General features: G+C 61.7%; 19 protein-coding genes. 11 read left to right on the top strand and 8 right to left on the bottom strand.

Annotated elements, in window-relative coordinates; translation table 11 throughout:
- Positions 1 to 267: 267 nt before the first annotated feature.
- The 9 genes from KGB28_RS24610 to KGB28_RS24570 all read left to right on the top strand — a co-directional run bounded on the left by KGB28_RS24610 (position 268) and on the right by KGB28_RS24570 (position 12,871).
- Entirely contained in the window at positions 268 to 1,227 is a 960-nt protein-coding gene (locus KGB28_RS24610; protein ID WP_057715002.1) for an AAA family ATPase, read from the top strand.
- Positions 1,228 to 1,232: 5 nt separating this feature from the next.
- On the top strand, positions 1,233 to 2,177 hold the full coding sequence (locus tag KGB28_RS24605) for a DUF58 domain-containing protein (protein ID WP_223448258.1): 945 nt from the start codon (positions 1,233 to 1,235) through the stop codon (positions 2,175 to 2,177).
- Complete coding sequence (locus KGB28_RS24600; RefSeq protein ID WP_223448257.1) at positions 2,174 to 2,668, top strand: DUF4381 domain-containing protein; 495 nt, start codon at positions 2,174 to 2,176, stop codon at positions 2,666 to 2,668. Before KGB28_RS24605 ends, KGB28_RS24600 begins: the two co-directional genes overlap by 4 nt.
- Positions 2,661 to 3,743 (top strand): vWA domain-containing protein, encoded by a 1,083-nt coding sequence (locus KGB28_RS24595; protein WP_150756440.1) that lies wholly within the window; start codon positions 2,661 to 2,663, stop codon positions 3,741 to 3,743. The genes KGB28_RS24600 and KGB28_RS24595 overlap by 8 nt, the downstream gene beginning before the upstream one ends.
- The gene (locus tag KGB28_RS24590; protein WP_223448256.1) at positions 3,740 to 5,479 is read left to right on the top strand and encodes a VWA domain-containing protein; all 1,740 of its coding nucleotides are present in this window, start codon (positions 3,740 to 3,742) and stop codon (positions 5,477 to 5,479) included. Before KGB28_RS24595 ends, KGB28_RS24590 begins: the two co-directional genes overlap by 4 nt.
- Positions 5,476 to 7,125, top strand: a complete 1,650-nt coding sequence (locus tag KGB28_RS24585; RefSeq protein WP_223448255.1) for a BatD family protein — start codon at positions 5,476 to 5,478, stop codon at positions 7,123 to 7,125. Before KGB28_RS24590 ends, KGB28_RS24585 begins: the two co-directional genes overlap by 4 nt.
- Before the next feature lie 270 nt (positions 7,126 to 7,395).
- The gene (locus KGB28_RS24580) at positions 7,396 to 8,640 is read left to right on the top strand and encodes an exonuclease SbcCD subunit D C-terminal domain-containing protein (protein WP_223448254.1); all 1,245 of its coding nucleotides are present in this window, start codon (positions 7,396 to 7,398) and stop codon (positions 8,638 to 8,640) included.
- On the top strand, positions 8,637 to 12,278 hold the full coding sequence (locus KGB28_RS24575) for an AAA family ATPase (protein WP_223448253.1): 3,642 nt from the start codon (positions 8,637 to 8,639) through the stop codon (positions 12,276 to 12,278). Before KGB28_RS24580 ends, KGB28_RS24575 begins: the two co-directional genes overlap by 4 nt.
- Positions 12,275 to 12,871 carry a glutathione S-transferase gene (locus tag KGB28_RS24570; protein WP_223448252.1) on the top strand — a complete coding sequence of 199 codons (597 nt, stop codon included), beginning with the start codon at positions 12,275 to 12,277 and terminating at the stop codon, positions 12,869 to 12,871. The genes KGB28_RS24575 and KGB28_RS24570 overlap by 4 nt, the downstream gene beginning before the upstream one ends.
- Before the next feature lie 10 nt (positions 12,872 to 12,881).
- On the opposite strand, the gene KGB28_RS24565 is transcribed toward KGB28_RS24570, so the two are convergent.
- From KGB28_RS24565 to KGB28_RS24545, 6 genes are all read right to left on the bottom strand, one after another.
- Positions 12,882 to 13,139: a hypothetical protein gene (locus tag KGB28_RS24565; RefSeq protein ID WP_223448251.1), complete on the bottom strand. Its 258-nt coding sequence runs from the start codon at positions 13,137 to 13,139 to the stop codon at positions 12,882 to 12,884.
- Complete coding sequence (locus KGB28_RS24560) at positions 13,136 to 13,348, bottom strand: hypothetical protein (protein WP_223448250.1); 213 nt, start codon at positions 13,346 to 13,348, stop codon at positions 13,136 to 13,138. The genes KGB28_RS24565 and KGB28_RS24560 overlap by 4 nt, the downstream gene beginning before the upstream one ends.
- 115 nt (positions 13,349 to 13,463) lie before the next feature.
- The gene (locus KGB28_RS31540; protein ID WP_263296921.1) at positions 13,464 to 13,589 is read right to left on the bottom strand and encodes a hypothetical protein; all 126 of its coding nucleotides are present in this window, start codon (positions 13,587 to 13,589) and stop codon (positions 13,464 to 13,466) included.
- Between the two features lie 216 nt (positions 13,590 to 13,805).
- On the bottom strand, positions 13,806 to 13,985 hold the full coding sequence (locus tag KGB28_RS24555; protein ID WP_223448249.1) for a hypothetical protein: 180 nt from the start codon (positions 13,983 to 13,985) through the stop codon (positions 13,806 to 13,808).
- 155 nt (positions 13,986 to 14,140) lie between these two features.
- Positions 14,141 to 15,310, bottom strand: a complete 1,170-nt coding sequence (locus KGB28_RS24550) for a lactonase family protein (RefSeq protein WP_223448261.1) — start codon at positions 15,308 to 15,310, stop codon at positions 14,141 to 14,143.
- On the bottom strand, positions 15,303 to 15,641 hold the full coding sequence (locus KGB28_RS24545; protein WP_223448248.1) for a DUF5629 family protein: 339 nt from the start codon (positions 15,639 to 15,641) through the stop codon (positions 15,303 to 15,305). The genes KGB28_RS24550 and KGB28_RS24545 overlap by 8 nt, the downstream gene beginning before the upstream one ends.
- Before the next feature lie 205 nt (positions 15,642 to 15,846).
- Between KGB28_RS24545 and KGB28_RS24540 the strand changes: the two genes are divergently transcribed.
- Positions 15,847 to 16,566, top strand: a complete 720-nt coding sequence (locus KGB28_RS24540) for a FadR/GntR family transcriptional regulator (RefSeq protein WP_223448247.1) — start codon at positions 15,847 to 15,849, stop codon at positions 16,564 to 16,566.
- A gap of 134 nt (positions 16,567 to 16,700) precedes the next feature.
- Positions 16,701 to 21,590, top strand: a complete 4,890-nt coding sequence (locus tag KGB28_RS24535; protein WP_223448246.1) for a dermonecrotic toxin domain-containing protein — start codon at positions 16,701 to 16,703, stop codon at positions 21,588 to 21,590.
- A gap of 90 nt (positions 21,591 to 21,680) precedes the next feature.
- Here the strand turns inward: KGB28_RS24535 and KGB28_RS24530 are convergent, their stop codons facing one another.
- The gene (locus KGB28_RS24530) at positions 21,681 to 24,065 is read right to left on the bottom strand and encodes an efflux RND transporter permease subunit (protein ID WP_223448245.1); all 2,385 of its coding nucleotides are present in this window, start codon (positions 24,063 to 24,065) and stop codon (positions 21,681 to 21,683) included.
- Between the two features lie 42 nt (positions 24,066 to 24,107).
- Complete coding sequence (locus KGB28_RS24525) at positions 24,108 to 25,160, bottom strand: WD40/YVTN/BNR-like repeat-containing protein (protein WP_223448244.1); 1,053 nt, start codon at positions 25,158 to 25,160, stop codon at positions 24,108 to 24,110.
- Between the last annotated feature and the right edge of the window lie 195 nt (positions 25,161 to 25,355).

Below are 25,355 nucleotides of genomic sequence, written 5' to 3'. Positions count from 1 at the left end.
CCTTCGCGAGCAAGCCCGCTCCCACAGTCGACCGTGTTCTTCCAGTAAGAATGCGATCAAATGTGGGAGCGGGCTTGCTCGCGAAGAGGCCCGCAAAAACACCGCACCCGCTGAACTGTGCAAACTTCCTACAACGATTGCCAACCAATTCCCGCACTTTGCGCAAAATGCCGTTAGTCGCCGCCCCCCGCGATGGATTAAAGTAACGCCCCCAGCCCTGGCGTACTTCGAACGTCCTCGGCCACCCTTTTGCAGGAACAGTCATCGATGGAACATCGTGAAGCGCTACTGGCGCTGCGAACCTTTCTTTCAACGCAGATTCTCGGCCAGGAAAAACTCATCGAGCGCTTGCTCATCGCCCTGCTTGCCGACGGCCACATGCTGGTCGAAGGCGCTCCTGGCCTGGCCAAGACCAAGGCCATCAAAGAACTTGCCGAAGGCATCGAGGCTCAGTTCCACCGCATCCAGTTCACCCCCGACCTGTTACCGGCCGACATTACCGGTACGGAAATCTACCGCCCGGAAACCGGCAGCTTCGTGTTCCAGCAAGGTCCGATCTTCCACAACCTGGTACTGGCGGACGAAATCAACCGCGCCCCGGCCAAGGTTCAGTCGGCCTTGCTCGAAGCCATGGGCGAGCGGCAAGTCAGTGTCGGGCGCAGCACCTATGAGCTGTCGCCGCTGTTCCTGGTGATGGCCACGCAAAACCCCATCGAGCAGGAAGGTACCTATCCGCTGCCAGAAGCCCAACTTGACCGGTTCCTGATGCACGTGAAAATCGGCTTTCCCGATGCCACTGTCGAGCGCCGGATTCTGCAGCAAGCCCGTGGAGAAGCCCTGAACGGCGAAGCGAAGCCTGAGCGTCGGGTCACTCAACAGACGATTTTTGTCGCACGCAAGGAAATCCTCGGCTTGTACATGGCCGACGCCGTGGAGGAATACCTGGTGCAACTGGTCATGGCCACCCGCACCCCGGCCAAGTTCGATCCGGAGATGGCCGAGTGGATCGCCTACGGCGCCAGCCCGCGCGGTTCGATTGCCCTGGACCGCTGCGCCCGCGCCCACGCCTGGCTGGCCGGACGTGATTTCGTCAGCCCGGAAGATATCCAGGCCGTGCTGTTCGACGTGCTGCGCCATCGCATCATTCTGTCCTTTGAAGCCGAAGCCGCTGGCATCGATCAGGACCGGGTGGTCCAGCGGATTCTCGACGTCGTAGCCGTCGCTTGACCCCGATGAACGCCAGCCTGCCGCCAGAGCCGGGCATCCGCGTCAGCCTCGCTGACCTGATCGAGATGCGCCATCGCGTGCGCGAAGTGCAGCTGTTTTCCACGCCGAGCCAACGCAGCCCGCTGATCGGCCTGCACCACTCCAAATTGCGCGGGCGTGGCGTCGACTTCGATCAGGTGCGGGTCTATCAGGCCGGTGACGATGTGCGCACCATTGACTGGCGCGTCACCGCGCGCACCCAGGAGCCTCACACCAAGCTGTTCCACGAAGAACGTGAGCGGCCGATTTTCATCATGGTCGAACAAAGCCGTCGGCTGTTTTTCGGCTCGGGCCTGATGTTCAAGTCGGTGCTCGCCGCCCAGGCCGCGAGCCTGATCGGTTGGGCAGCCCTGGGGCACAACGACCGGGTCGGCGGGCTGGTGTACGGCGACAATGTGCACTACGAAATCAAGCCTCGGCGCAGCAAGCAAAGCCTGCTGCAGTTGCTCAACCGGCTGGTGCGGGTCAATCAGTCGCTGACCACCGAAGGCGAGCCGGACCGCGACGCCTTTGGCATTGCCTTGCGCCGAGCGCGGGAGGTGTCACGTCCGGGCAGCCTTGTGATTGTGATTTGCGATGAACGCGCGCTATCGGAAAGCGCCGAGCAACAGCTGAGCCTGTTATCGCGTCATTGCGACCTGCTGCTGCTGCCGGTATCCGATCCGCTGGATCATGCCCTGCCCGCCGCAGGCCTTTTACGTTTCGCCGAGCGTGGCGCGCAATTGGAACTCGATACGCTGAATTTCGACCTGCGCCAGACTTACCGGGCCCAGGCCGAAGCACGCATCGCGCGCTGGGAGCTGCTCGCGCAGAAACTGCGGGTCTTGCTGATGCCCCTGAGCACCCAGAGCGAGATGGTCGAGCAATTGCGCGCATACCTGAACCCACAGAAACCGGGGAAAGGTCGATGAGCAGCCTTGATCAACTGCAACCACTGATATCCCCGCCACCGGTGGAATTCTGGCCTCCGGCACCGGGTTGGTGGTTGCTGCTTCTATTGGTGCCACTGATCGGTTTGGGCCTGTGGCAGCTGCGTCGCTTTATTCCGGACAAACGCCCCCTGGTACGTGCCGAACAGCCGCTTGACCCGGTGCGCCTGGCCGCCCTGGCGGAGCTGGCCTTGATGCCCAAACCCTACGACGGTGCGCCAGCCGGAGCCTGGCTGCAGCAACTCAACGGCTTGCTCAAGCGCCTGTGCCGCAACCACTACCCCTATAGTCAGAGCCATACCCTCAACGGCCGCAAATGGCTGGCGTTCCTCGACAATCGCTGCCCGGCCGCCGGCCTGACCCGCTGGATGGTGCTTGTGGAAGGCGCCTACAAACCCGAATGCAAACTCGACGACAAGGCCATCGCCGGCCTGACCCAGGCCGTCGACACATGGATTCGCAAGCATGTTTGAGTTCGCCTGGCCGTGGATTTTTGCCCTGTTGCCGCTGCCGTGGCTGATGCGCATCGTATTGCCGGTGGCCGACAGTGGCGAACCGGCGCTCAAGGTCAGCTTCCTCAGCGACCTGGAAGGCCTCGCCGGGCGTCGCGCCCGGGCCAACCTGCCGGCATGGCGCCAGCAGGCACCGTTCATACTGCTGTGGATGTTGCTGCTGGTCGCGGCGGCGCGCCCGCAGTGGCTCGGCGAACCCTTGCCGATTGCCGCCAGTGGCCGCGATCTGCTGGTGGCAGTGGACGTTTCCGGTTCCATGGACTTCCCTGACATGCAGTGGCAGGACGAAGATGTGAGCCGACTGGCGTTGGTCCAGCACCTGCTCGGAGACTTTCTCGAAAGCCGCGAAGGTGACCGGGTCGGCCTGATCCTGTTCGGTAGCCAGGCCTACCTGCAGGCACCGCTGACCTTCGACCGCCACACCGTACGCGTCTGGCTCGATGAGGCCCGCATCGGCATTGCCGGCAAAAACACCGCCATCGGCGATGCCATCGGCCTGGCCCTCAAGCGCCTGCGCTCGCGCCCGGCAACAAGCCGCGTGCTGGTTCTGGTCACCGACGGCGCCAACAATGGCGGTGAAATCGACCCGCTCACCGCTGCGCGGCTGGCGGCCAAAGAAGGCGTGAAAATCTACCCGATCGGCATCGGCGCCGATCCGGAGCAAAGTGGCACGGTCGGCTTTCTCGGCGTCAATCCGAGCCTGGACCTTGACGAGCCTTCCCTCAAGGCAATCGCCGAGGTCACGGGTGGCCAGTACTTCCGTGCTCGCGACGGCAAGGAACTGCAGGCGATCAAGAAAACCCTCGATCAACTGGAGCCCGTGGCCCAGCAACCGACCCAGGCCCGCCCGGCCCAAGCCTTGTATCACTGGCCGCTGGCCCTGGCGCTGTGGTTGAGCATGCTGCTGGTGGCCCCCGTACTCTGGCCGGACAACCCGTTGCAACGCCTGTTTACCAAGGATCTGTATTTGCAAACGCAATTGCTGCCCGACTGGCGCCAGCGTCTTAAACGCCTGCGCCTGCGGAGGCGCCGATGAGTGCGCTGTGGCCCTACTGGTTCCGGCCCTGGTGGCTACTGTTGCTGCCGGTGCTTGGCTGGTTGCTCTGGCAACTCTGGCACCGCAAGAAGCGCGCCGGGCGCTGGCAAATGATTCTGCCACCGGCCTTTCACACGGCACTGCTCAGCGGTGGCAGTGGACGTGACAGTAAATTGCCCTGGATCGCCCTCGGTCTCGCCTGGCTGTTGACCGTGTTCGCCCTGCTGGGTCCGGGCTGGCAGCGTGTCGAACAGACCAGTCAAAAGCCCGCCGACCCGCTGGTGGTGATTCTCGAGCTGACCCCGGAAATGCTCGCCACCGACGTCACACCCAACCGACTCGAACAGGCACGACGCAAGCTGCTTGACCTGCTGCAGATCCGCAGCGACGCGCAAACCGCCATCGTCGTCTACGCCGGCAGTGCCCACACGCTGGTACCGCTGTCGGATGATCTTGCCACCAGCCGCAACCTATTGGATGTGCTGAAGCCGTCGTTGATGCCAGAGGCCGGTCATCGCGCCGATCTGGCGGTGCTCAAGGCCTTGGCGCTGCTCGAACAGGCTGCTTTGGGCGATGGCCGGATCCTGCTGATCGGTTCGTCCCTGACCGACCAGGAGCGACTGGGCATCCGTCGCGCGCTGAGCGGTAAATCGACTCAATTCCTGATGCTCGGCATCGGCACCGCCGAAGGTTCGCCGATCACCCAGGAGGACGGCAGCTTCCTCAAGGATGAACAAGGCGCCATTCTCGTACCGCGCCTCGACGAGCCTGGCTTGAAAAGTTTTGCCAACGACCTGGATGGCCGCTATCGCCAGGCGCGCCTGGACGATAGCGACCTGCACGCCCTTGGCCTGCTCGACGGTCCACGCAACTTGCGCAACGACGGTCAGACCTTGCGCCTGGACACTTGGGCCGATCAGGGTTACTGGCTGCTGCTGCCACTGTTGCTGCTCGCGGCCTGCGCGGGACGTCGCGGTTGGCTGCTGTGCCTGCCGCTGCTATTGGCGCTGCCTCAACCGAGCTACGCCTTCGACCTTGCAGACCTTTGGCTTCGCCCTGATCAACAAGGCCTGCATTTACTCAAGCAGAAGCGCCCTGCCGAGGCCTCCCGACGCTTCGAAAACCATCAGTGGCAAGGCGTCGCGCTCTATGAGGCCGGCGACTACACAGGCGCCGCCCAGCGGTTTGCCGAAGGCGACGATGCCCACGCCCACTACAATCGAGGCAATGCCCTGGCCAAAAGCGGTGAACTGGAGGCAGCCCTGGACGCTTACGAACAGGCACTGGAACGTCAACCGGATTTGCGTCCGGCACTGACCAACAAGGCGCTGGTCGAACGCCTGCTCAAGGAGAAAAACACGCCACCCGCTCCTGAGCCAGACGCAGCCAGCAACACCCGGCCCGAAACCGAATCGGCGGAACCACCGCCCGGTGCCGCCGCTCAATCCTCGAGCAGCGGCGAACCGAAAACCGAGGGGCAACCGCCCCGCCCGGGTGAGGAACAATCGCCCACCAGACCGCCGAAACCGGGGACCAACGAGGTACCGGGCAGCGAACTGGGTGACGAACAACACACCACACCGCCCTTGCGCCCGGCCACCGACAGCATCGAAGGTGAACAGCGCCAGGCACTGGAGCAGTGGCTGCGGCAGATCCCGGATGACCCCGGTGAACTGCTCAGGCGCAAATTCTGGTACGAACAGCAACAACATCAGGATCAGGAAGAAACTCGATGACCCGCTTCACCGTTTTATTGCTCGCGCTGCTGCATGGCCTGTTGTTCTGCACGGTTCAGGCACAGGCAGCAGAACTGGTCGCCAGTGTTGATCGCAGTCGTCTGAGCTCGGGCGAGACGGTCGAACTGACCCTGGAATCCAGCGATGTCACGCAGTTCGGCAAACCTGACCTGGCAGCGCTGGAGCCGTTGTTCGAAGTGCGCGGCACACGCCAGGTCAACCAGCTGAACACCCTGAGCGGTGAAAACCAGGCCACCACCCGCTGGATCGTCACCCTCCTGCCCCGGCAAAACGGCAGCGTGGTGATTCCGTCACTGCAACTGGGCGAACTGCAGAGCCAGCCGATCACCCTGCAAGTGGTCGAGAGCGAAACACCGGACAACCCGGACAAGCGGGCCGCGGTGTTCATTGATGCCAGCCTCGATCAAACCAGCGTCTACGTACAGGCCCAGGCAGTCCTGACCCTGCGCATCTACCATTCGGTGTCGCTGTACGACGACAGCAGCCTGCCGCCCTTGCAGATACCTGACGCACGCATCGAACAATTGGGCGAATCACGCACCTACGAAAAAGACATCGACGGCCTGCGCCACGGCGTGATCGAAATGCGCTACGCGATCTACCCGCAACACAGTGGCGAACTGATCATTCCGGCGCAGGTTTTCAACGCCGCGCTGGTCGACCCACAACCGGTACAGGACACCGCCCAGGGGCCCAAAGCCGGCAAGCTGATGCGCGTCACCTCGGCCGAACTGTTGTTGACGGTCAAGGCCAAGCCCATCACCTATCCGGCCGATGTCCCCTGGCTGCCTGCGCGCAGCCTGACCCTGAGCGAAAGCTGGAACCCGGAGCCGGATCACACCCAGGTCGGCGATTCACTGACCCGCAGCCTGACGGTGAAGGCCGAAGGCTTGTCCAGCACCCAACTGCCACCGCTGCCCGGCACCGATGTCGGCGGGCTGCGCCGCTACCCGGATCAACCGGTGCTCGGCAACCAGAACAGCGAACGCGGCCTGGTCGGCAGTCGTGAAGACCGGGAAGCCCTGGTGCCGACACGGACCGGCGCCATCGAGTTGCCCACCGTCGACGTGGTCTGGTGGAACACCTTCGAAGACCATCTGGAACACAGCAGTCTGCCCGCTCGCACGCTGCACGTGGCGGCCAACCCGAGCCTGGTGGTCGACACCCCGGCTGGCGCCTCACTGGTCGATGCCGGCGCCGACAGCGAAGCACTCTGGCGCTGGAAGCTCAGCACCCTGATCCTGGCGTGCACCACCCTGCTCGGCTTCGGCCTCTGGTGGCGTGGCCGCTGGCAACCGGCGGTGGCGCGTGTCGCTCAAACCGGCCCGAGCCCGCGCACCGTACTCGACGACCTCAAGCGCGCCTGCCAGGCCAACGATTCCCACGCCACCCGCCAAGCCCTCGACGCCTGGGCCCGCCAACAGCCGGAAACCCTGGCCGACATGGCCGCCCGCTTCGTACCACTGTCCAACGCCCTCGACGGCCTGAACGGCGCGCTGTACAGCGAAACCGGCCAGTACTGGCAAGGTGACGAGTTGTGGCGGGCGATCAAGGCGATCCCGATGGCCGAACGGGTTCAGGATCCGGTCGGTGACAGTGGGTTGCCGCCGCTTTATCCCAAGTAAACACCAACCTAGAAGCAAAGATGCATTTGTGGTGAAGGGCTTGCCTGTGGCGAGGGGGCTTGCCCCCGTTCGGTCGCGAAGCGGCCGTAAATCCTGACAGCTCGGTATGCCTGAAGGAATTAGGGGGCCGCTTCGCAGCCCAACGGGGGCAAGCCCCCTCGCCACAGAGCATTCCATCGCGCGACCGGGTATTTTTACCAGTAAACTCTCTCCCCTTTCGCCGCCTTCATTTTTCCCGCGGCCATTACCTATTTTGTAGCGGAGTCCGCCTTGCGCTTGTTTCACACCTCCGACTGGCACCTCGGGCAGAACCTGCACGGCCAGGATCGCGATTTCGAACATGGCTGTTTTCTCGAATGGCTGTTGCGCCAGCTGAAACTGGATCAGCCGGATGTGCTGTTGATCGCCGGCGATATCTTCGACACGGTCAATCCGCCGGTCAAAGCCCAGGAACGCCTCTACGACTTCATCGTCAGCGCCCACGAACAGCAGCCGTTGCTGACCATCGTGATGATCGCCGGCAACCACGATTCCGGGTCGCGGATCGAACTGCCTGCACCGTTGATGCGACGCTTGCGAACCCATGCGCTGGGCCGCGTGCTGTGGCTGGATGACGGGCAACTGGATGCTGAGCGCCTGCTGCTGCCCTTGCCCGATGCCAGTGGTGAAGTCGCCGGGTGGTGCCTGGCGTTGCCATTCTTGCGCCCGGCGGAAGTCACCGGCGCACACTTGGGCGACAACTACCTGCGCGGGATCGGTCAGGTGCACGAGTGGCTGATCGAAGCGGCCAACGCCAAGCGCCAGCCAGGCCAGGCACTGATCGCCATCAGCCACGCGCACATGGCCGGCGGCTCGGTGTCGGAAGACTCCGAGCGCAGCCTGATCATCGGCAATGCCGAAGCCCTGCCCGCCAGTCTGTTCGGGCCGAGCATCAGCTACGTTGCCCTCGGCCACTTGCACAAACCGCAGAAGGTCAACGGCGAGGAACGCATCCGCTACAGCGGCTCGCCGATTCCGCTGTCGTTCTCCGAGATCAGCTATCAGCACCAGATTCTCGACATCAAGCTCGACGGCGAAACCCTGCTCAGCGTCGAGCCGAAACTGATCCCCCGCGCGGTCAATCTGCAGCGCATCGGCCCGGCGCCATTGAGCGAGATCCTGCTGCAACTGGCGGACCTGCCGAACATCGACCTGTTGGCCGAGATCCAGCGCCAGCCGTGGCTGGAGGTGCGGGTGCGCCTCGACGAACCGCAGCCCGACCTGCGCAATCAAGTGGAAACCGCCCTGCAAGGCAAGGCCGTGCGCCTGGTGCGCATCGCCGCCGAGTACGCCGGCAACGGCGGCCGTGACGGTGCCGACGAAGGCAGCACGCTGATCGAGCTGGACCAGCTCACGCCTCAGGAACTGTTCAGCCGCGCCTGGCAGGACAACTACGGCAGCGAGGTCGACGAGCAGACCCTCAAGGACTTCGCCGAGCTGTTGCAGGACGTGCAGATGGAGAGCGAACAGCCATGAAAATCCTCGCGATCCGCCTGAAAAACCTCGCCTCCCTGGCCGGGCCGTTTGAAATCGACTTTACCGCCGAACCCCTGGCCAGTGCCGGACTGTTCGCCATCACCGGCCCCACCGGCGCCGGCAAAAGCACCCTGCTCGATGCCCTGTGCCTGGCGCTGTTTGGCGCCGTACCGCGCCTGAACAATACCGGCCGCGATGCCAAGGTGCCGGACGCCGACGGCGAAATCGCTACCGGCGACCCGCGCACCCTGCTGCGTCGCGGCACGGGTGAAGGCTATGCGGAAGTGGATTTCGTCGGAGTCGACGGCCGCCGCTACCGCGCCCGCTGGGAAGCCAATCGCGCCCGGGACAAGGCCGCCGGCAAGCTGCAGGCCAGCCGTCAGAGCTTGCGTGACATCGATCAGGATCAATTGCTCGCCAGCCAGAAAGGCGAATACAAGACTCAGCTCGAAGCCGCGCTGGGGCTGAATTTCGAACAGTTCACCCGCGCCGTGATGTTGGCGCAAAGCGAGTTCAGCGCATTCCTCAAGGCCGACGACAACGACCGCAGCGAACTGCTGGAAAAGCTCACCGACACGGCGCTCTACACCCGCCTCGGTCGTCGCGCCTTCGACAAGACCAAAGAGGCTCGCGAGGCGCACAAGCTGCTGCAGGATCAGGCCAGCGGTGTGACGCCGCTGTCACCCGAAGCCCGGGCGGAACTGGATGAGCGCTTCAACCAGGCGCAGCAACAACTCAAGACCCAACAGGCGCAGCTCAAACAACTTGAACTGCAGGACACCTGGCTCAAGGACCTGCGTCGCTTGCAGGACGAACATCTGGCCGCCAGCGAGCAACTGCAATCGGCTCAACAACATTGGGATGCACTGCCCGGCGAACGCTTGAAGCTCACACGACTGGAGCAACTGGCGCCGCAACGTCATCAGTTCGCCCGTAAAGCCGAGGTCGATGCGCTGCTGACACCCTTGGCGGCGCAAATTGCCTTGCACACGCAGCAGCATGGCGAACTCGGCGAGCGTCAGACGCAGCTTGAACAACAGCTCAGTGCCGCCCGAATCGCCTTGAGCGAAACCCAACAACGGCAAGCCGACAGCGCACCGTTGCTGCGTCAGGCCTTCGAAGCGCAAAGCACCCTCGCCCGCCTGGCCAAGGACACCGCCCTCAGCGCCGAAGCCAGACAACAGGCGCAACAGGCCTGCACCCAGGGCCAGGGCACGATTCAGACCTTGCTCGATCAGCAAGCCCGTGGCGCCGGGGACTTGCAGCGCATCGCCACCGGGCTGGAGCAAAGCACGCATCTGGCTCCGTTGAGCGATGCCTGGAATGCCTACCGCGACCGGCTGCAACAGTTGATGTTGATCGGCAACCGGTTGAATCAGGGTCAGGCCGAACTGGCCAGCCTCGAACAAAACGCCGCGAGCACCGACCAGGCACTCACCGCGCAGAAGCAGCAACTGGAGGTACTGTTCAAGGAGGCCGGCGCCGAACCGGATGCCGTCGCCGAGCAGATCGGCATTCTGGGCAGCCTGTTGCAGGACAACCGCAAGCAACTGCGCGCCGTCGAAGACCTTGCGCGCCTGTGGGACAGCCAGCAGGTCCTGGACAAGCGCGGCGCCGAGCTGCAACAACGCCAGCTCACCGCGCAGCAGGAACGTGAGCGCCTGACCCAGGACGGGGTCAAGGCCAAGGCTGATCTGAGCGTTGCCGAACAGACCTTCAACGTCACACGCGAACTGCTGGAGCGTCAGCGTCTGGCGCGCAGTGCCAGTGTCGAAGAGCTGCGCGCGCAATTGCAGGATGACCAGCCATGCCCGGTCTGCGGCAGCAACGAGCATCCGTATCATCAGCCGGAAGCCCTGCTGCAGAGCCTCGGCCGCTTTGATGAAAGCGAACAGGCCAACGCACAGAAGGCCGTCGACCTGCTCAAGGAAAAACTCACTGACTTGCGCGCCGAAGTCGGTGGGCTGATCGCCCAGCAAAAGGAACTGCTGCAACAGCAGGAGCATCTGGCGACCCAGCAGCAAGCCCTCGCCCCAAGTCTGGAAGCGCATCCGCTGGCGACCCAACTGCTGAATCAGGATGCCGCCAAACGCGATGCCTGGCTCATCCAGCAAAACAGTCAGCTCAACCAGAGCATCAGCCAGGACGAGCAACGGCAGAGCGCGCTGCTCACCCTGCAACAGGATGCCGCACGCCTGACCCAGCAACTGCGCCATGCCGAAACCGCGCACCAGCAAGCGGCCCAGCACCTGAGCAGTCAACAGCGCGAGCTGGGCAACGATCGCCAGCGCCTGGACGAAGAGCTCAGCGCATTCTCCAGCCTGCTCCCAGCCGAGACCCTGCAAGCGCTGCGCGTCGAACCGGCCGCGACCTTCATGCAGCTCGACCAACAGATCGCCGAGCGCCTGGCGCAACTCGAGCAACAAAAGGAAGAACTGGCCGAGCAGCAACAACGCCAGCAAAACCTGGAGAAGGAACAGGATCGCCAGCAAAGCCGCGTGCAGCAATTGCAGGCCGCCGAACAGCAGTTCACCGGGCTGGCCGAGCAGCAACAGGCGAGCCAGCACACGCTCGGGCAATTACTCGGCGAACACAGCAGCGCCGAGCACTGGCAGCAGCAACTGGAACAGGCCGTGGAACAGGCACGCAGCGCCGAAGCCAGCACCGCACAGACGCTACAAAGCGTCCTCACGCAGTCTGTGCAAATCGCCGCCGAGCTCAAGGCCCAACAGGAGCGCTTGCACGCACTGCAAGGCGAAGAACGTGAACTCGCCGGCAAGATCGGCGACTGGCGTGCCCGTCATCCCGAACTGGATGACGGCGGCCTCGAAGACTTGCTGCACGTCGACGACACCCAGGTCAGCGAACTGCGCCAGCGCTTGCAGCACAGCGAAAAAGCCATCGAACAGGCCCGCGTCCTGGTGCAGGAGCGCGACAAGCGCCTGCTCGATCACCAGGCTCAACAGAACGGCAACCTCGATGCCGAGCAGTTGGCCAGTGCGCTCATCGACCTGCAAAACCTCGCCACCACCAGCGAGCAACACTGCGCCGAACTGCGCGCAGAACAGGTCGAGGACCAGCGCCGGCAGAACGCCAATCAGGCCCTGGCGCAGCAGATTGCCGACGCCTACAACGAGTATCAACGCTGGGCGCGCCTGAATGCTTTGATCGGCTCCGCCACCGGCGACACCTTCCGCAAGATCGCCCAGGCCTACAACCTCGACCTGCTGGTGCACCACGCCAACGTGCAATTGCGCCAACTGGTGCGCCGCTATCGCCTCAAGCGCGGCGGCAGCATGCTCGGCTTGCTGGTGATGGACACCGAAATGGGCGACGAACTGCGCTCGGTGCATTCTCTGTCCGGTGGCGAAACTTTCCTGGTGTCGCTGGCGCTCGCCCTCGGTTTGGCGTCGATGGCATCGAGCACGTTGAAAATCGAGTCGCTGTTCATCGACGAAGGCTTCGGCAGCCTCGATCCCGAATCCCTGCAACTGGCCATGGACGCCCTCGACGGCTTGCAGGCCCAGGGCCGCAAGGTCGCGGTGATTTCCCACGTACAGGAAATGCATGAACGGATTCCGGTGCAGATTCAGGTCCAACGCCAGGGCAACGGCCTAAGCACCCTGGAGGTGAAATGAACACCCTGTATTCCTTCCGCCGCTGCCCGTACGCCATGCGCGCACGCATGGCCCTGCGCTACTCGGGCGTGGCCGTGGACATCGTCGAAGTCAGCCTGAAGGCCAAGCCCGCCGAAATGCTCGCGCTGTCGGGCAAAGGCACGGTGCCGGTGCTGAGCGCCGATGGCCGGGTGATCGACGAAAGCCTCGATATCATGCGCTGGGCCCTGGCACAGAACGACCCGCAAGACTGGCTGCTCAAGGATGATCCTGTGGCAGCGGCGCAAATCGCCCCCCTAATCGAACAGAACGATCAGGAGTTCAAGGTGCACTTGAATCGCTACAAGTACGCCGAGCGTTATCCCGAGCAGCCGATGGAGGTTTATCGCGGCGAGGGCGAGGTGTTTTTGCAAAGGCTGGAGACGTTGCTGGAGGGACGCGACTACTTGCTGGCCAGCCATCCAAGCCTGGCCGATGTGGCATTGATGCCCTTCGTGCGCCAGTTCGCCCACGTCGACCGCGACTGGTTCGCGCAGACGCCATATCGGCGGTTGCAAGACTGGTTGCAGCGGTTTCTGGAATCGGAACTCTTTACTTCAATCATGAAGAAATAGGCCAGGCACTTTACGCCAACACCCCACACATCCCGATCGCCGAGCAATCCACCTTGAACGGCCCGAAAGCCACACCTTCATTCCTGATCGGCGGATTGCCGGCCAGCATGCCCTGGGCACTGGCGTTTTCGATGTTGCGGGCAATGTTGTGGTTGGCTTCGATGGCCCGTGCCACCGAGCCCGCCGAGCCTTGTCCGATCCCCAACAGGGAGGATCCGTTGGTCATGAACGCCAGGAAGGCGATGACCCAGAGTCTGTGCCCTTTCATGCGCCGACGACTCCCGCGAGTTCAGCCTGATCAACGCCCGCGTTTTGCGCACGGTGTTCGAACTGGATGCCGGGATGAGCGACCTGGATCGGTGCTTCGAAGGTGGATTGCGACTGCGCTGAAAGGCTGACCAGCAGCACCATGGCAAGGTAAAGACCGATCGCCACATAGGCGCCGTGTTTGGCAGAAGTGAGAATTGCGCTGGCCATGATGTTCTCCGCAGGCATGTTTCAATACCCACAGAATCGATCAAAAAAGCCTGGGTAACCACTCAGGGTTATCCATAGTGACCATCAACTTCATTGATCATTAAGCCAGACTATTTCAGTCTTCAATAAAACTTATCAAGCGCTCGCGCGCAGCCTCCGGCTCACCCGAAACAGGGTCGGCCGCCGACAGAATGGGGGTGGAATAGAGAAACAGAAGAACCAATGCCAGACGCGTCACCATGCTGCCGATCCTTGCCGTGAGGAGGAGTCAAAAAATCAGCGTCAATTTAAACTCATGGCAATGTGATATCAAGCGCGATGTTGATGGCAAAATGATGCTGTCGCAAATGCGTTATGCAGGAGCGACATCACTCTGATCGTTTTCAACACCCGTGTTTCAACATCAGTGTCTTCGATCATCAGTGACTTCGCTCCTGCATAAAGGCAGGGTGAGCGTTCAGGCTTGGGTTTTGTGATCCAGCGCGGCGTAGAAGTTGGCGCTCTGTTGCAGGTACTTCTGGGTGTAGCTCTGGGTGTGGGCTTTTTTGTCGTTGATTTCAACGTTGGCACTGGCTGGCAGCGCAACGGTGGCAGAAATGGCGGAAGCGGCGATGACAGAGAAGATGTTGAAGTTCATGGCGGTATTCCTCGGATTCAGTTGGCTTGCTTGCCCGGTGGGGCCGTGAAGCAAACTTAACCCTCGAGGGTCCGTGCCTTGAAATGCTTTGTAGCAGTACCAGATATCAGCGTCATTGATAAAAGCGGCAGGCCCCATCAACCGGGGCCTGCGGCTTATTGACGCAGCAGAAACCTGAGGTCGCTCGGGGCGTCCATCGGCAGTTTTTGCACGGTATTGCCCAGCAGACCGGTCTTGGCGTCGCGTTCGACGACGACAATCTGGTTGCTCTTCTGGTTGGCGATCAACAGGAATTTGCCGCTCGGATCGAGGCTGAATTCCCGCGGATGATCGCCCTCCACCGCCCGCCGTTGCAGCTCGCTGAGGTGGCCGGTCGCAGGATCGATGGCAAACACCAGCAGTTGATTGGCGGTGCCACGGTTGCTGACATAGAGGAACTTGCCATCAGCCGAGGCATGCAACGCCGCCGCAGCCTTGTCCGAGACCGGTTGCCCGGCAGCCAGATCGACCATCTGCGTCTGTTTGAGTTGGCCGTCGTGGTAATCGAACACCGCCACTTGCGCGCTCATTTCCATGGTCAGCCAGGCGTGTTTGCCATCGGCGCTGAACAGCAAGTGGCGCGGCCCGCTGCCCGGCGGCAGTTGCACGAATGCCGGGGTGGCCGGGGTCAACGGCAGCTCCGGGTTGGCCTTGGGATCGAAGCGGTAGGCAAACACCTTGTCGGCGCCCAGGTCATTGGCGAACACGTATTGGCCATCCGGTGACGGGATGGTCGAATGCACGTGGGCCGAGGCCTGGCGCTCGGGATTGACCCTGCTCGCCGGGTGGCTGCTCATCTGCACCAGCGGTTTGAGCGTGCCATCGGCCGCCACCGGCAATACCGCAAGGGTGCCGCCCGGGTCTTCGGCCACCGAGTAATTGCTGACGAACAAATGGCTGCCATCGGTGCTGAGACTGGAATGGGTCGGTTCGTTGCCCAGGCTTTGCACCTGACTGACCAGGCTCAGCGCATGGGTCTTGGGATCAATCGCGAAACTGCTGACGCGCCCTACCGGATCGGTCTGGCCCGGGCCGTTTTCGTTGACCACGAACAGGTGTCGCTGATCCTTCGACAGGGTCAGCCACGACGGGTTTTCGCTCTTGATCACTTGCAGGGGCTTGGCATCGATCTGCCCGGTGCGGCTGTCGAAAGCCAGGCGGTAGATGCCCTGGCTTTGACCGGCGGTGTAGGAGCCCACCAGCAATTGGACACTTTCGGCCATCGCCGTTTGTACGCCCATGGCGCCGATGCTGCCGGCCATCAACAGTGGCCAGAGGTTACGCATCGTCTTGGTCGTCATCTTCGTTGTCACCGCTGACGACATCGCCCAGGCACACCAAACGGTGTTCACCCGAGTCACCGGTGATCAACCAGCTTTGCAGCGTGGTGTCGAAGGTCGCGGCCTGGATCTGCGCCGGGGTGAACTCCCAGTGTTTGGCCGCACGGCCATCCATGCATTCAATGTGCAGGTTATCGAACTCGTCGAGGGCGAATTCGAAGGCATGCAGCCCGTCGATTTCGACCATTCCGCAGTGTTCGAGGGCATTGAGCAAGGTGTCGGTTGGGGCAGTCATGGCAATCAGTCTTTGAATGGGAAAGACGCAATGATAGCTCATAGCACCCCACTTCCCTCGGTTGGAATGAGCAACCTGTGGGAGCGGGCTTGCTCGCGAATGCGGTTTATCATTCAACATCTCTGTTGGCTGACACTCCGCTTTCGCGAGCAAGCCCGCTCCCACATTTGAGCTACGCCTGCCTCAGGTTCGCGCCGCGCCTGCTATCATGCGCGCCACCTATTCGCACAGGACCGCGCCGCTCCCCATGGATTACCGCAAACCCTCCGACCGCAAAAGCATGCACTCACGCATCGTCCAGGAACTGGGCATGCAGATCGTCTCGGGGCGTTTCCTGCCGGACGACAAATTGCCCGCCGAAGCGCTGTTGTGCGAAGAGTATGCGGTCAGCCGGCCGGTGCTGCGTGAAGCCACCCGGGTCCTGGTTGCCAAAGGCCTGGTGTATTCCCGCCCGCGGGTCGGCACCGTGGTCAAGCCGCGCAAGGACTGGCACATGCTCGATCCGGACGTGCTGCACTGGTTGATGCAGAGCAGTCCGCAGAATCAGTTCTTTGAACTGCTGACCAGCGTGCGCAGCATCATTGAACCGGCCGCTGCCGCCCTCGCCGCGCAATTCGCCACGGAAGCGGACATTGCCTCCATCGGTGAGGCCTACCAGCGCATGGAAGCCGCGCCAACGCCGGAGGCGCTGTTGCAGCCGGACCTGGATTTCCACAGTCGCATCGCCGATGCCACGCACAACGACCTGCTGGCCAACCTGTGCAACATGCTCTCGGTGGCCATTGCCGAAGCCTTGAAGCATTCCAACCAGCGGCCGAACCTGCATGAACTGGCGCTGCCCCGGCACAAGGCAATCCTGACCGCCATCGAAAACCGCGATGCCCTCGGCGCGCGGCATGCGACGCTGGTGCAGCTGGACGATGCCCGCAGCGCGCTGAGTGCCGTACTCGGCTCCGAGCTGTCCTGAGCGACTGGTCGCCAGGCACGATCTGACACACTTCTCGAGTACTCCGGTGGTAGCCGGATACCGCACTCGCCTGCGACAAACTCGCCATTCTGGCAGCGAAACCACACTTCTTTCGCTACAGAACGGTATCCGATATGCAGAATCAATCCGCCATCCCGCCAGACGAGAGTCAGGGACAACCCACACGCCCCGCTACCAGCGACGCTCCCGCTCAAGCGGTCACCCGTCGATTCGCCAGCCGACCGACGTTGCACCAGGTCGCCGGACAAATGCTGCACGCCAGTATCCTGGAGCACTACCCGCCTTTGGCCCTGGATCTGGATGTCACCCGGCTGGCCATACCCAACCGGACGGGGGGATGGGACCTCAAGCTATTGATCGACGTGGCCCTGGACTATCTGGGTAACAACACATCGCTGAATCTCACGGCAGAAATTGACGGACGCGTACACTTCCTCACCAACCGTGCTCCCTCGCGTCTGACCTACGAAGCGCAAGGGCCAAAGCGTCCCGACATGGGCGTTATCCAGGAAAAAATCCAGTCATTGGCGTTGACCCTGGGCACCCGGTTTCAGGATGCCCTGACGGCCTACTGGAACCAGGCGCACGACACGAAGGTCAGCCACTGGCAATGGCTGGGTGACCTGTTGGCAAGCGGCCTGAACAGTGCGGCGAGTCTTCTTCCCGCAGCTCAAAAAGATGACAGGGCCGCACTCTACGAACTGGCTCGATATCCCGACCGTCGTGAGCGCCTGGCTATCCCCCACCCTGACGGCTTTGTGCATGCCTATTGCCTGGAAACCTGCCTGGTCCGCAACGGCGAAAGCACGTCCTTCACCACGTCGGACCTGCTGGTGGTGCAAGGAAGCCGGGTATTTTTGTACCGCATTTCAGGTCGTCTGGAGTCGTACCCCAGCATGGAAGCGTTCAATCAGGCCTGGGGGCATGAGGTGGAGCGCCAGTTCATCGCCGACAAAGTCGTCATCAAGCGTTCCGAGCCCGATGGAAATATCTTCGATACTCAGGCCGCGTTGCTGCTGGAGCGCCAGTTGGAGAACCTGGACGCCATCCGGCTTCCCGCCGACCAGGGTGTTCGTGCACTGGAAGAACGCTTCGCGGCCAGTACCGACCCGGCCCCTTACTTCAGCCATGCTCCGGCGCCTGGCCGGCAATCTGGCGAAAAAATACGCGCGACCCTGCCCCAGTGGCTCAAGGATGCCAGCGACAGCGAGCGTGCCGAATATCGTCAATTGCTGGTCGAGCAGGCGCAATGGCAACGACAGACTGGCGGCAAGTCCTTCCTCGACGGCATCGAAAACCTGCATGACTTCACCAACAACGCCTTGCGTGATCAGATACGCCTGGACCATCCCGATTCCGATTGCGAACCTGGCGATCTGCTGCTCAATTTCCGGGTGGCGGCCGGTGATCTGGGCAGCGGCTTCATCACCCGCGTCCCCATGACGCTGACTGAACTGGCTATCCAGAACCTCAGCGCCACGCCCTCGGGCAGCATGACCGTCGCGGACAAGACCGGCAAAGCCGTCCCGTCGTGGCTGACCGCCGACTATATCCTGGGTGAAAAAGGCCTGTTTAGCAGCACCGAAGGGCTGATCAGCCGGGTGAACATCGGCGAACGTTACCCGCACACCCTCAAAACCCTGCTGCTCGATGACAACAGCGAATCGCAACGTCGGGAAATCCTGTTTGGCCAGGCGCTCAAGGTGCAGCTGCCACTTCAGGCGCTGGAACACACGATCCGCGGCGAGCACGGACTGAGCTTCCAGGGCTTCCGATTTATCAAGGCCGTCTTGCACACCCAAGCCCCCGAGCGCGTCGTCGACGGCCAGGACATCGTCATCCGCGCGCTTGCCTTTACCCGCAAGGCCGGCGCGGCCGCCGATGTCGTCGACAACATGTTCATCATTGAGCCGCGGGACACCGGCATCGGCCCGCACATCCTGTATCGACCCGTATACCAGGACGCCTTGCAGCAATTCTCCAGTCGTGAAGCATTGTTCAACGCCATTGCACAAGCCGGCCCCCTGCAAGACAGCGTACTGAGCTGGCTGCCGGACAGGGCCCGGCCGATCTACAGCAATGACGGGTTCAACAGCCCCCACATCCTTCGTTTCGGCCTGGGCGACGACACCGTCCGTTGGGAAAAATCGCAGCCGGCGCAGTTGGCTCAGGACTCCAGCACCGAAGAAATACCTGGTTCGCTGGTACAGGCGCTGGCCACCGGGAATCTCACGCAGTACCTCTACGCCAGCAACGCACGGGCGCTCGTCGACCTGGCTGACAGAGAATCGGTTTCCAACGCCGAAAGCCGCTGGGCCATCGTGCGCGAGGGCGGCTGGTTGCTGTTCAACGCCTTGCTCCTGCCAGTGCTTCGTGGCCCGGCGATGCTGGCCGGCTGGATGCTGCAGCTGGCCGTCGCCCTGAAAAGCGATGTGACGGCGCTGCACAGCAATGACCCGACGGCCAGGGAACTGGCCTGGGTCGATCTGCTGCTCAATGTCGGATTGATCCTGCTGCATGTTTCGCCCCAACTCCATCCGCCCGAGCTTTCGACACCGGCACCCCGGCCGGCAGAGCCGCCACCGCGCCTCGCCCGCCTGCGTCGTCCACCCCAGGATGTCGCACCACCGACGGCCGAAATCGAGCAAGGCGTGGTCGGTTTGCCCGCAGAACCTCCGGCCGCCGACCACACCCAGATCGATTTCATTCACTCCACCGCCAGGGATTCGTCAAGCCGGCGCCTGTTGAATGCATTGCTCGAACTCAAGGTCGCCTGGCCCGTCCCGGTTCCCGCCCCCGTTGAAATCGGCATGTTCAAGGGACTGTACCGGATCAACCATCAATGGCATGCCTCACTGGGAGGATTGCTGTTCAAGGTCAGTATCGTTCCAGGGTTCGGCGACGTTTACATCATTCACCCCGAAAAGCCGCTCCATCCCGGCTTCAAGCTCAAGACCGACGGACAAGGCCGATGGTCGCTGGACACGGGTCTGAAGCTGCAGGGCGGAGGCCCCAAGAATCGACTCAAAGCCAAACTCGCGGAAATAGACAAGAAACGTGAGCAAGCCACCGTTGAGGTCAACCGAATCGGTGGGAGCGTATCGACGCTGGCAAGACAGGCAAAGGATATGGACCGGCAACTGGAAGACGCAAGAATCGCGTATGACAGCGCCGACAACGAACTGGAAACCGCCCATATGCGTCTTCGCGCATCGCCCGAGGATCAGGCCCTCCAGGGCGACCATCGGCTCAAGGCTGTTGCGCGATCCCGCAGCCGGCTGGATTTCCAGGTATTGCAGGAAAGAGACCAGGTCATTGTCGATCAGTTGATCCAGGCCCGTCGCGATTTGATCCAGGCCTATCGACAACTCAAGGACGTTGACGTGCGCTTCGAATACGAGGCGAAAGCGACCGGCGAGTACACGGCGATCCTGTCCTCCTACGGACTGAGGATCTATCGGCTGGCGACCCTCTACCTGGCCAGCTTCGTTTCCGAGCAAGGCGAGTCGCTGATCGAGTTGCAACACAACAGCAATGACATCGAAACCGCCCAGCGCATGTACGACCTTCTGCAAACCCTTTTTGCCGCCTCCGAGCGACATACCCAGGCAATCATCACGCAGGACGGGGTTCTGACAGAGCTTGCGCAGGACTTCAAGACCGGGCCGGCACAACGTCTGAAATACCTCAAAAGCCATCCTGATCGAAGGTTTTCCAACCGAGTCACCGCCATCCTCGAGTCGCTCGACATACTCAATATCTTGAGCATCGACACCACCGTCGAGGCGAAAACCCCGCAGGAGCAGTACTTTCTCAAGGTCCATGAAGACCGTCTGGGCGCCATGTCAGCGCTCGAAGACTCTCATCTGGAGCTGCTGAGCACGGATGGTTTTACCTCCCGGGAGCGCAAGGATGTCCTGATCAACCTGATCAGGCACTACAAAAGACGCCTGCAAATCAACACCTCACTGCTGGAGCTTGATTCGCCGTTGATCCGCCCCCGCTATATGTCGCTGCTGATGGAGCGTCTGGAGATCGCACGGGACAGTGCCGAGAGCGAACTGGCCGATCTGCTGCGCGAGGACGAATTTCTGCCGGTATTGCCCGTCGCCTTCACACCCGTCAAAGCACCGTCGAAGACCAAACGGGTGTTCAAGTCACGGGATAACGGCGCCCTGGTGGGAGAGCTGGAACCGGCGAGCACTGACATGCCGTTTCCGACAATCGTCACCCGAAACCCGGTCACCCTCCAGGTCAGTGGACGGTTCATGGAGCACCCCAATGAGGGATGGGTCGAAATTGTCGAAGCCGCGCCGGTGCGGCCTGTGCACGCCGCGCAACCGCGTACTGTTGCCGCGCTGCGCACGGAGGGGCAGCGACTGATCGACGAAATCCCGGCCATTGAGCGCTCAATCGAATTTCAGAAAAGAAAGCTCAGTGATCCGCAACGGCGGGATGAACTCAACCCCCGCGACTGGAGCGATATGCTGGAACACCAGGCTGAACGGATCGAAACGCTGGCCAGCGAACTGGAGCACGCCCAGCCAGACAACCCGCAAATCAACAACGTGCTTGAATCATTGCGCAACACCGCCAGCGAAACCCGGCTCAAAGGCCAGCAACATTGCATCGAGGGATACAAGGCACAACGCCCCCGACAGGAAAGTATCGAGTACCTTCGCGATCGCCAGGCGGTGGACATCGGGCTGGTACAGGCACTCAAGCGGACGGCCGCCAAAGACTATTTGACTGAATTCGCCATTCGGGAGAAAAACTCGGAAACGGTGCTGTGGTATGCGCATTTCCACTACGCCCAGGTGAACAACGCGCCCTCGACCTACACCATCGCCCACCTCAAACGTCCCGAACATCGCTTCATGACCCTCAAGGATCTGATTGCCCAGGCCGGGCCGGACAACAAGGTGATCATCCGCGACCTCTACAGCCCCATTACCCCACCATGGGATCAAAGGCTGTTTCTGGACCTGTTGCCCGTTCGGTAGTCGAGTCGCCAACTGCGAAGTACACCGCCATAAACGCCGAAAGCCGCGCCTTTTCAGGTCGCGGCTTTCGGTGTCAGGGCAACGAAACGGTCAGTGGGCGAACAACGAATTGCCCTTCTGCCCCGCCAGTTTCTCCGGCTTGATCAGGAACCGCGCCAGTGCCGGCAACAGCCACAGCGCACCGAACATGTTCCACAGCAGCATGAAGGTCAGCATCAGCCCCATGTCGGCCTGGAACTTGATGGCCGAGAAGATCCAGGTGCACACACCAATGGCCAGGCACAGGCCGGTGAACAGCACCGCCTTGCCGGTGGACTTCAGCGTCTGGTAGTACGCCTCTTGCAGCGGCAGGCCGGCACGCAGGAAGCTTTCCAGGCGGCTGTAGATGTAGATGCCGTAGTCCACGCCAATCCCCACCCCGAGCGCCACGACCGGCAGGGTCGCCACTTTCACGCCGATGCCCATGAAGGCCATCAGGGCGTTGCCGAGTACCGAGGTCAGCACCAGGGGCAGCACGATGCACAAGGTCGCCGCCCACGAACGGAAGGTGATCATGCACATGACCGCCACACAGATGTACACCAGGATCAGGATGGTCAGCTCAGACTTCTTGATCACCTCGTTGGTGGCCGCCTCGATCCCGGCGTTACCGGCAGCGAGGATGAACTCCAGGCCATCCTTGTTGTTTTCCTTGGCGAACTCCTGCACCGCATGCACCGCGCGATCCAGGGTCTCGGCCTTGTGATCGTTGAGGAACACCAGCACCGGCGCCAGGGAACAGCTGTTGTTGTACAGGCCGTCAGCGCGGGCAATGGAGTTGTTCAGCACGTCAGGGTTACGCGACAGGGTTTCCCATTTCAGGTTGCCCTCGTTCATGCCCTTGATCATTTGCTTGGACACGGTCACCAGGGAAATCGCCGACTGTACGCCCTCAGTGTTCTGCATCTTCCACATCAGCTCGTCGATCGGCCCCATGGCTTCGTAGCGCGAGCAGCCTTCGGACTTGGTCTTGACCATCACCACCAATACGTCGGAACTGGTGGAGTAGTTGTTGATGATGAAGTTGTTGTCCTTGTTGTAGCGCGAGTCCGGACGCAGCTCCGGGGCCCCCTGGTCAAGGTCGCCGATTTTCAGGTTCTGGCTGTACCACAGGCCGCCGCCAAAGGCGATCAGTGCCAGCAGAATGGAAATCGGGGCCACTTTCGCGCTGGCAAAGTTCGACAGCAGGCGCCAGAACGGATGCTCGCGAGTCGCGTCCTTTTTGCTGCGGTCGACGGCACGCTTGCTGATGCCGACATAGGAAATCGCCACCGGCAGCAGGATCAGGTTGGTGAACACGATCACCGCCACGCCGATGGATGCGCCGATGGCCAGCTCACGGATCACACCGATATCGATGATCAGCAGCGTGATGAAACCCACGGCATCGGCGAGGATCGCGATCATCCCCGGCAGGAACAATTGACGGAACGTACGACGCGCCGCCGTCAGGGCGTTGTCCGCCTCGCTCGATTGCAGGGCGATCCCGTTGATCTTCTGTACGCCGTGGGAAATACCGATGGCGAAGATCAGGAACGGCACCAGCATCGAATAGGGGTCGAGCCCGAAGCCGAAGAAGTGCATCAAGCCCAGTTGCCAGACCACTGCCACCAGCGTCGTGCTCAACACGGCGACGGTACTGCGCAGGCAGTTGGTGAACCACAACAGGAGGATCAGGGTGATGACGAAGGCGATGCCGAAGAACATCACCACCATCACCAGGCCATCGATCAGGTCACCGACTTTCTTGGCGAAACCGACGATGTGAATCTTCACGTTCGGGTTCTGAGCTTCGAACTTGGTGCGGATCTTGTCTTCAAGCTCGTGGGAGAACTGGCGATAGTCCAGCGCCAGCAGCTTGCCCTGGTCTTGCGGGTCCGGGTAGGACTCCAGCAACGGAATGTCGACGATGCTCGACTTGAAATCGTTGGACACCAGGCGCCCGACCTGACCGGACTTGAGCACGTTGTTGCGCAGCAAGTCGAGGCTGGTCTGGGAGCCGTTGTAGCTCTGCGGAATCACTTCCCCGCCGGCGAAGCCCTCTTCCGTCACTTCGGTCCAGCGAACGCTCGGGCTCCACAGCGACTTGAGGCCGGAACGGTCGACACCGGAGATGTAGAACACCTCGTCGTTGATCTGACGCAGGGTCTCCATGTACTCCTTGGAGAAAATGTCGCCATCGGTGGCTTCCACCGAGATCCGCACGGTGTTGCCCAGGTTCGCCAGATCGTTGCGGTGCTCCATCATCTTCTGGATGAAGGGATGCTCCAGCGGGATCATTTTTTCGAAACTGGTGGACGGACGAATCAGCGTCGCCTGCCAGAACAGGAAAATACTGACCAGCAGGCAGATCGTGATCACTGCCGGGCGGTTGTTGAAGATCAGGCGCTCGAGGAACGTCGCCTTGTCCTGGTGATGAGTACTTAAAGATGTCATACGCCCGCCTTGTTATTATTTACTCGACTCATTTGCCCGCTTTTATTTGCCAAGCTCAGTGCCGTTTGGCGAAGTGACGCGAACGCCGCCCTGACCTGCCAGAACCAGATTGCCATTGCCTGTTGCAGTCACTGCCGAGACCGAAATACGGTCCGGACGGTTGACCACCTTGAAGGTTTCGCCATTGTCGCTGCTGCGAATCACCGAGCCGCCGTTGCCGACGATCACGATGGAACCGTCGTCGAGCAGCGTGCCACCGGACAGCCCGAACTCCAGGTCGCCACGTTCAGCCTTGAGCTCGACTTGCTCCCAGTTGCTGCCGAAATCCGTGGAACGGTAAAGGTTGCCACGCAGTCCGTAGGCCAGCAGCGTATTGGGCTGCGCCGTGCCGATCACGCCGAACAACGAGCCTTCGTACGGACCTTCGAGCTTCTCCCAGGTCTGGCCCCAGTCCGCGGAACGGAACATGCTGCCCTGCTCGCCGACGATGAACAGCCCGGTGTCCTTGACCGCGGCGATCGCGTTCAGGTGGTACTGGTCTTCGTTGTCCAGGCGGTCGCTGGCGTCTTCCCAATGCTTGCCACCGTCGGTGGTTTCCATCAGCGAGCCGTAGGCGCCCACGGCAAAGCCACTGTCGGCGTCCTTGAACCAGACATCGAGCAGCGGCGATTCGCGTGTCAGATCTTCGAATTGCTTGGTCCAGGTCGCGCCGCCGTCGTCGCTGGCGAGGATCTGCGCGTCATGGCCGACGGCCCAGCCGTGCTTGTCGTCGACGAAAAACACCGATGTCAGCAAGGACCGGGTCGGGACCTTGGCCTGGGTCCAGGTAGTGCCCTGGTCATCGGAATACAGGATGTGCCCACGATCCCCGACCGCCACCAGGCGCTTGCCGGCGTGGACGACATCGAGCATCAGGCTTTTGGCAGCCTTGGTGGATTCAATGGAATAAACAACATCGGATGCTGGCGCCGCCGCGGCCAGCGCAGGTGCCGACAGCATGGCAGAGCCCAACAGCGAGAGCGCTGTGGCCAGCAACGCGAATTTGCGTAATGCCGGCGGGCGGCAGATACCCACACCCATGACAGGCTCACTCATAGACCTTCTCCCATTATTATTGTTAGGTCGTTCAACCTTTCTGGGCGCCGTAAGGGTGCGTGCCTGGAGCGGCTGTTTCAGAGCATAGTCCTGAAACCCGCAATCCAGAGCCCCTTCGGAAGCTGGCCTATCCTATCGGTGTTTTTTCATGTCTGACAATCGACGCCACGTTATGTCTGTCTCTTATACACATCT

The sequence above is a fragment of the Pseudomonas sp. BF-R-19 genome (genome assembly GCF_019956445.1).
Classification (GTDB): Bacteria; Pseudomonadota; Gammaproteobacteria; order Pseudomonadales; family Pseudomonadaceae; genus Aquipseudomonas; species Aquipseudomonas fluorescens_BH.
The sequence above is the reverse complement of the archived record's forward strand: the minus strand, read 5'-3'. Positions and strand labels throughout refer to the sequence as shown.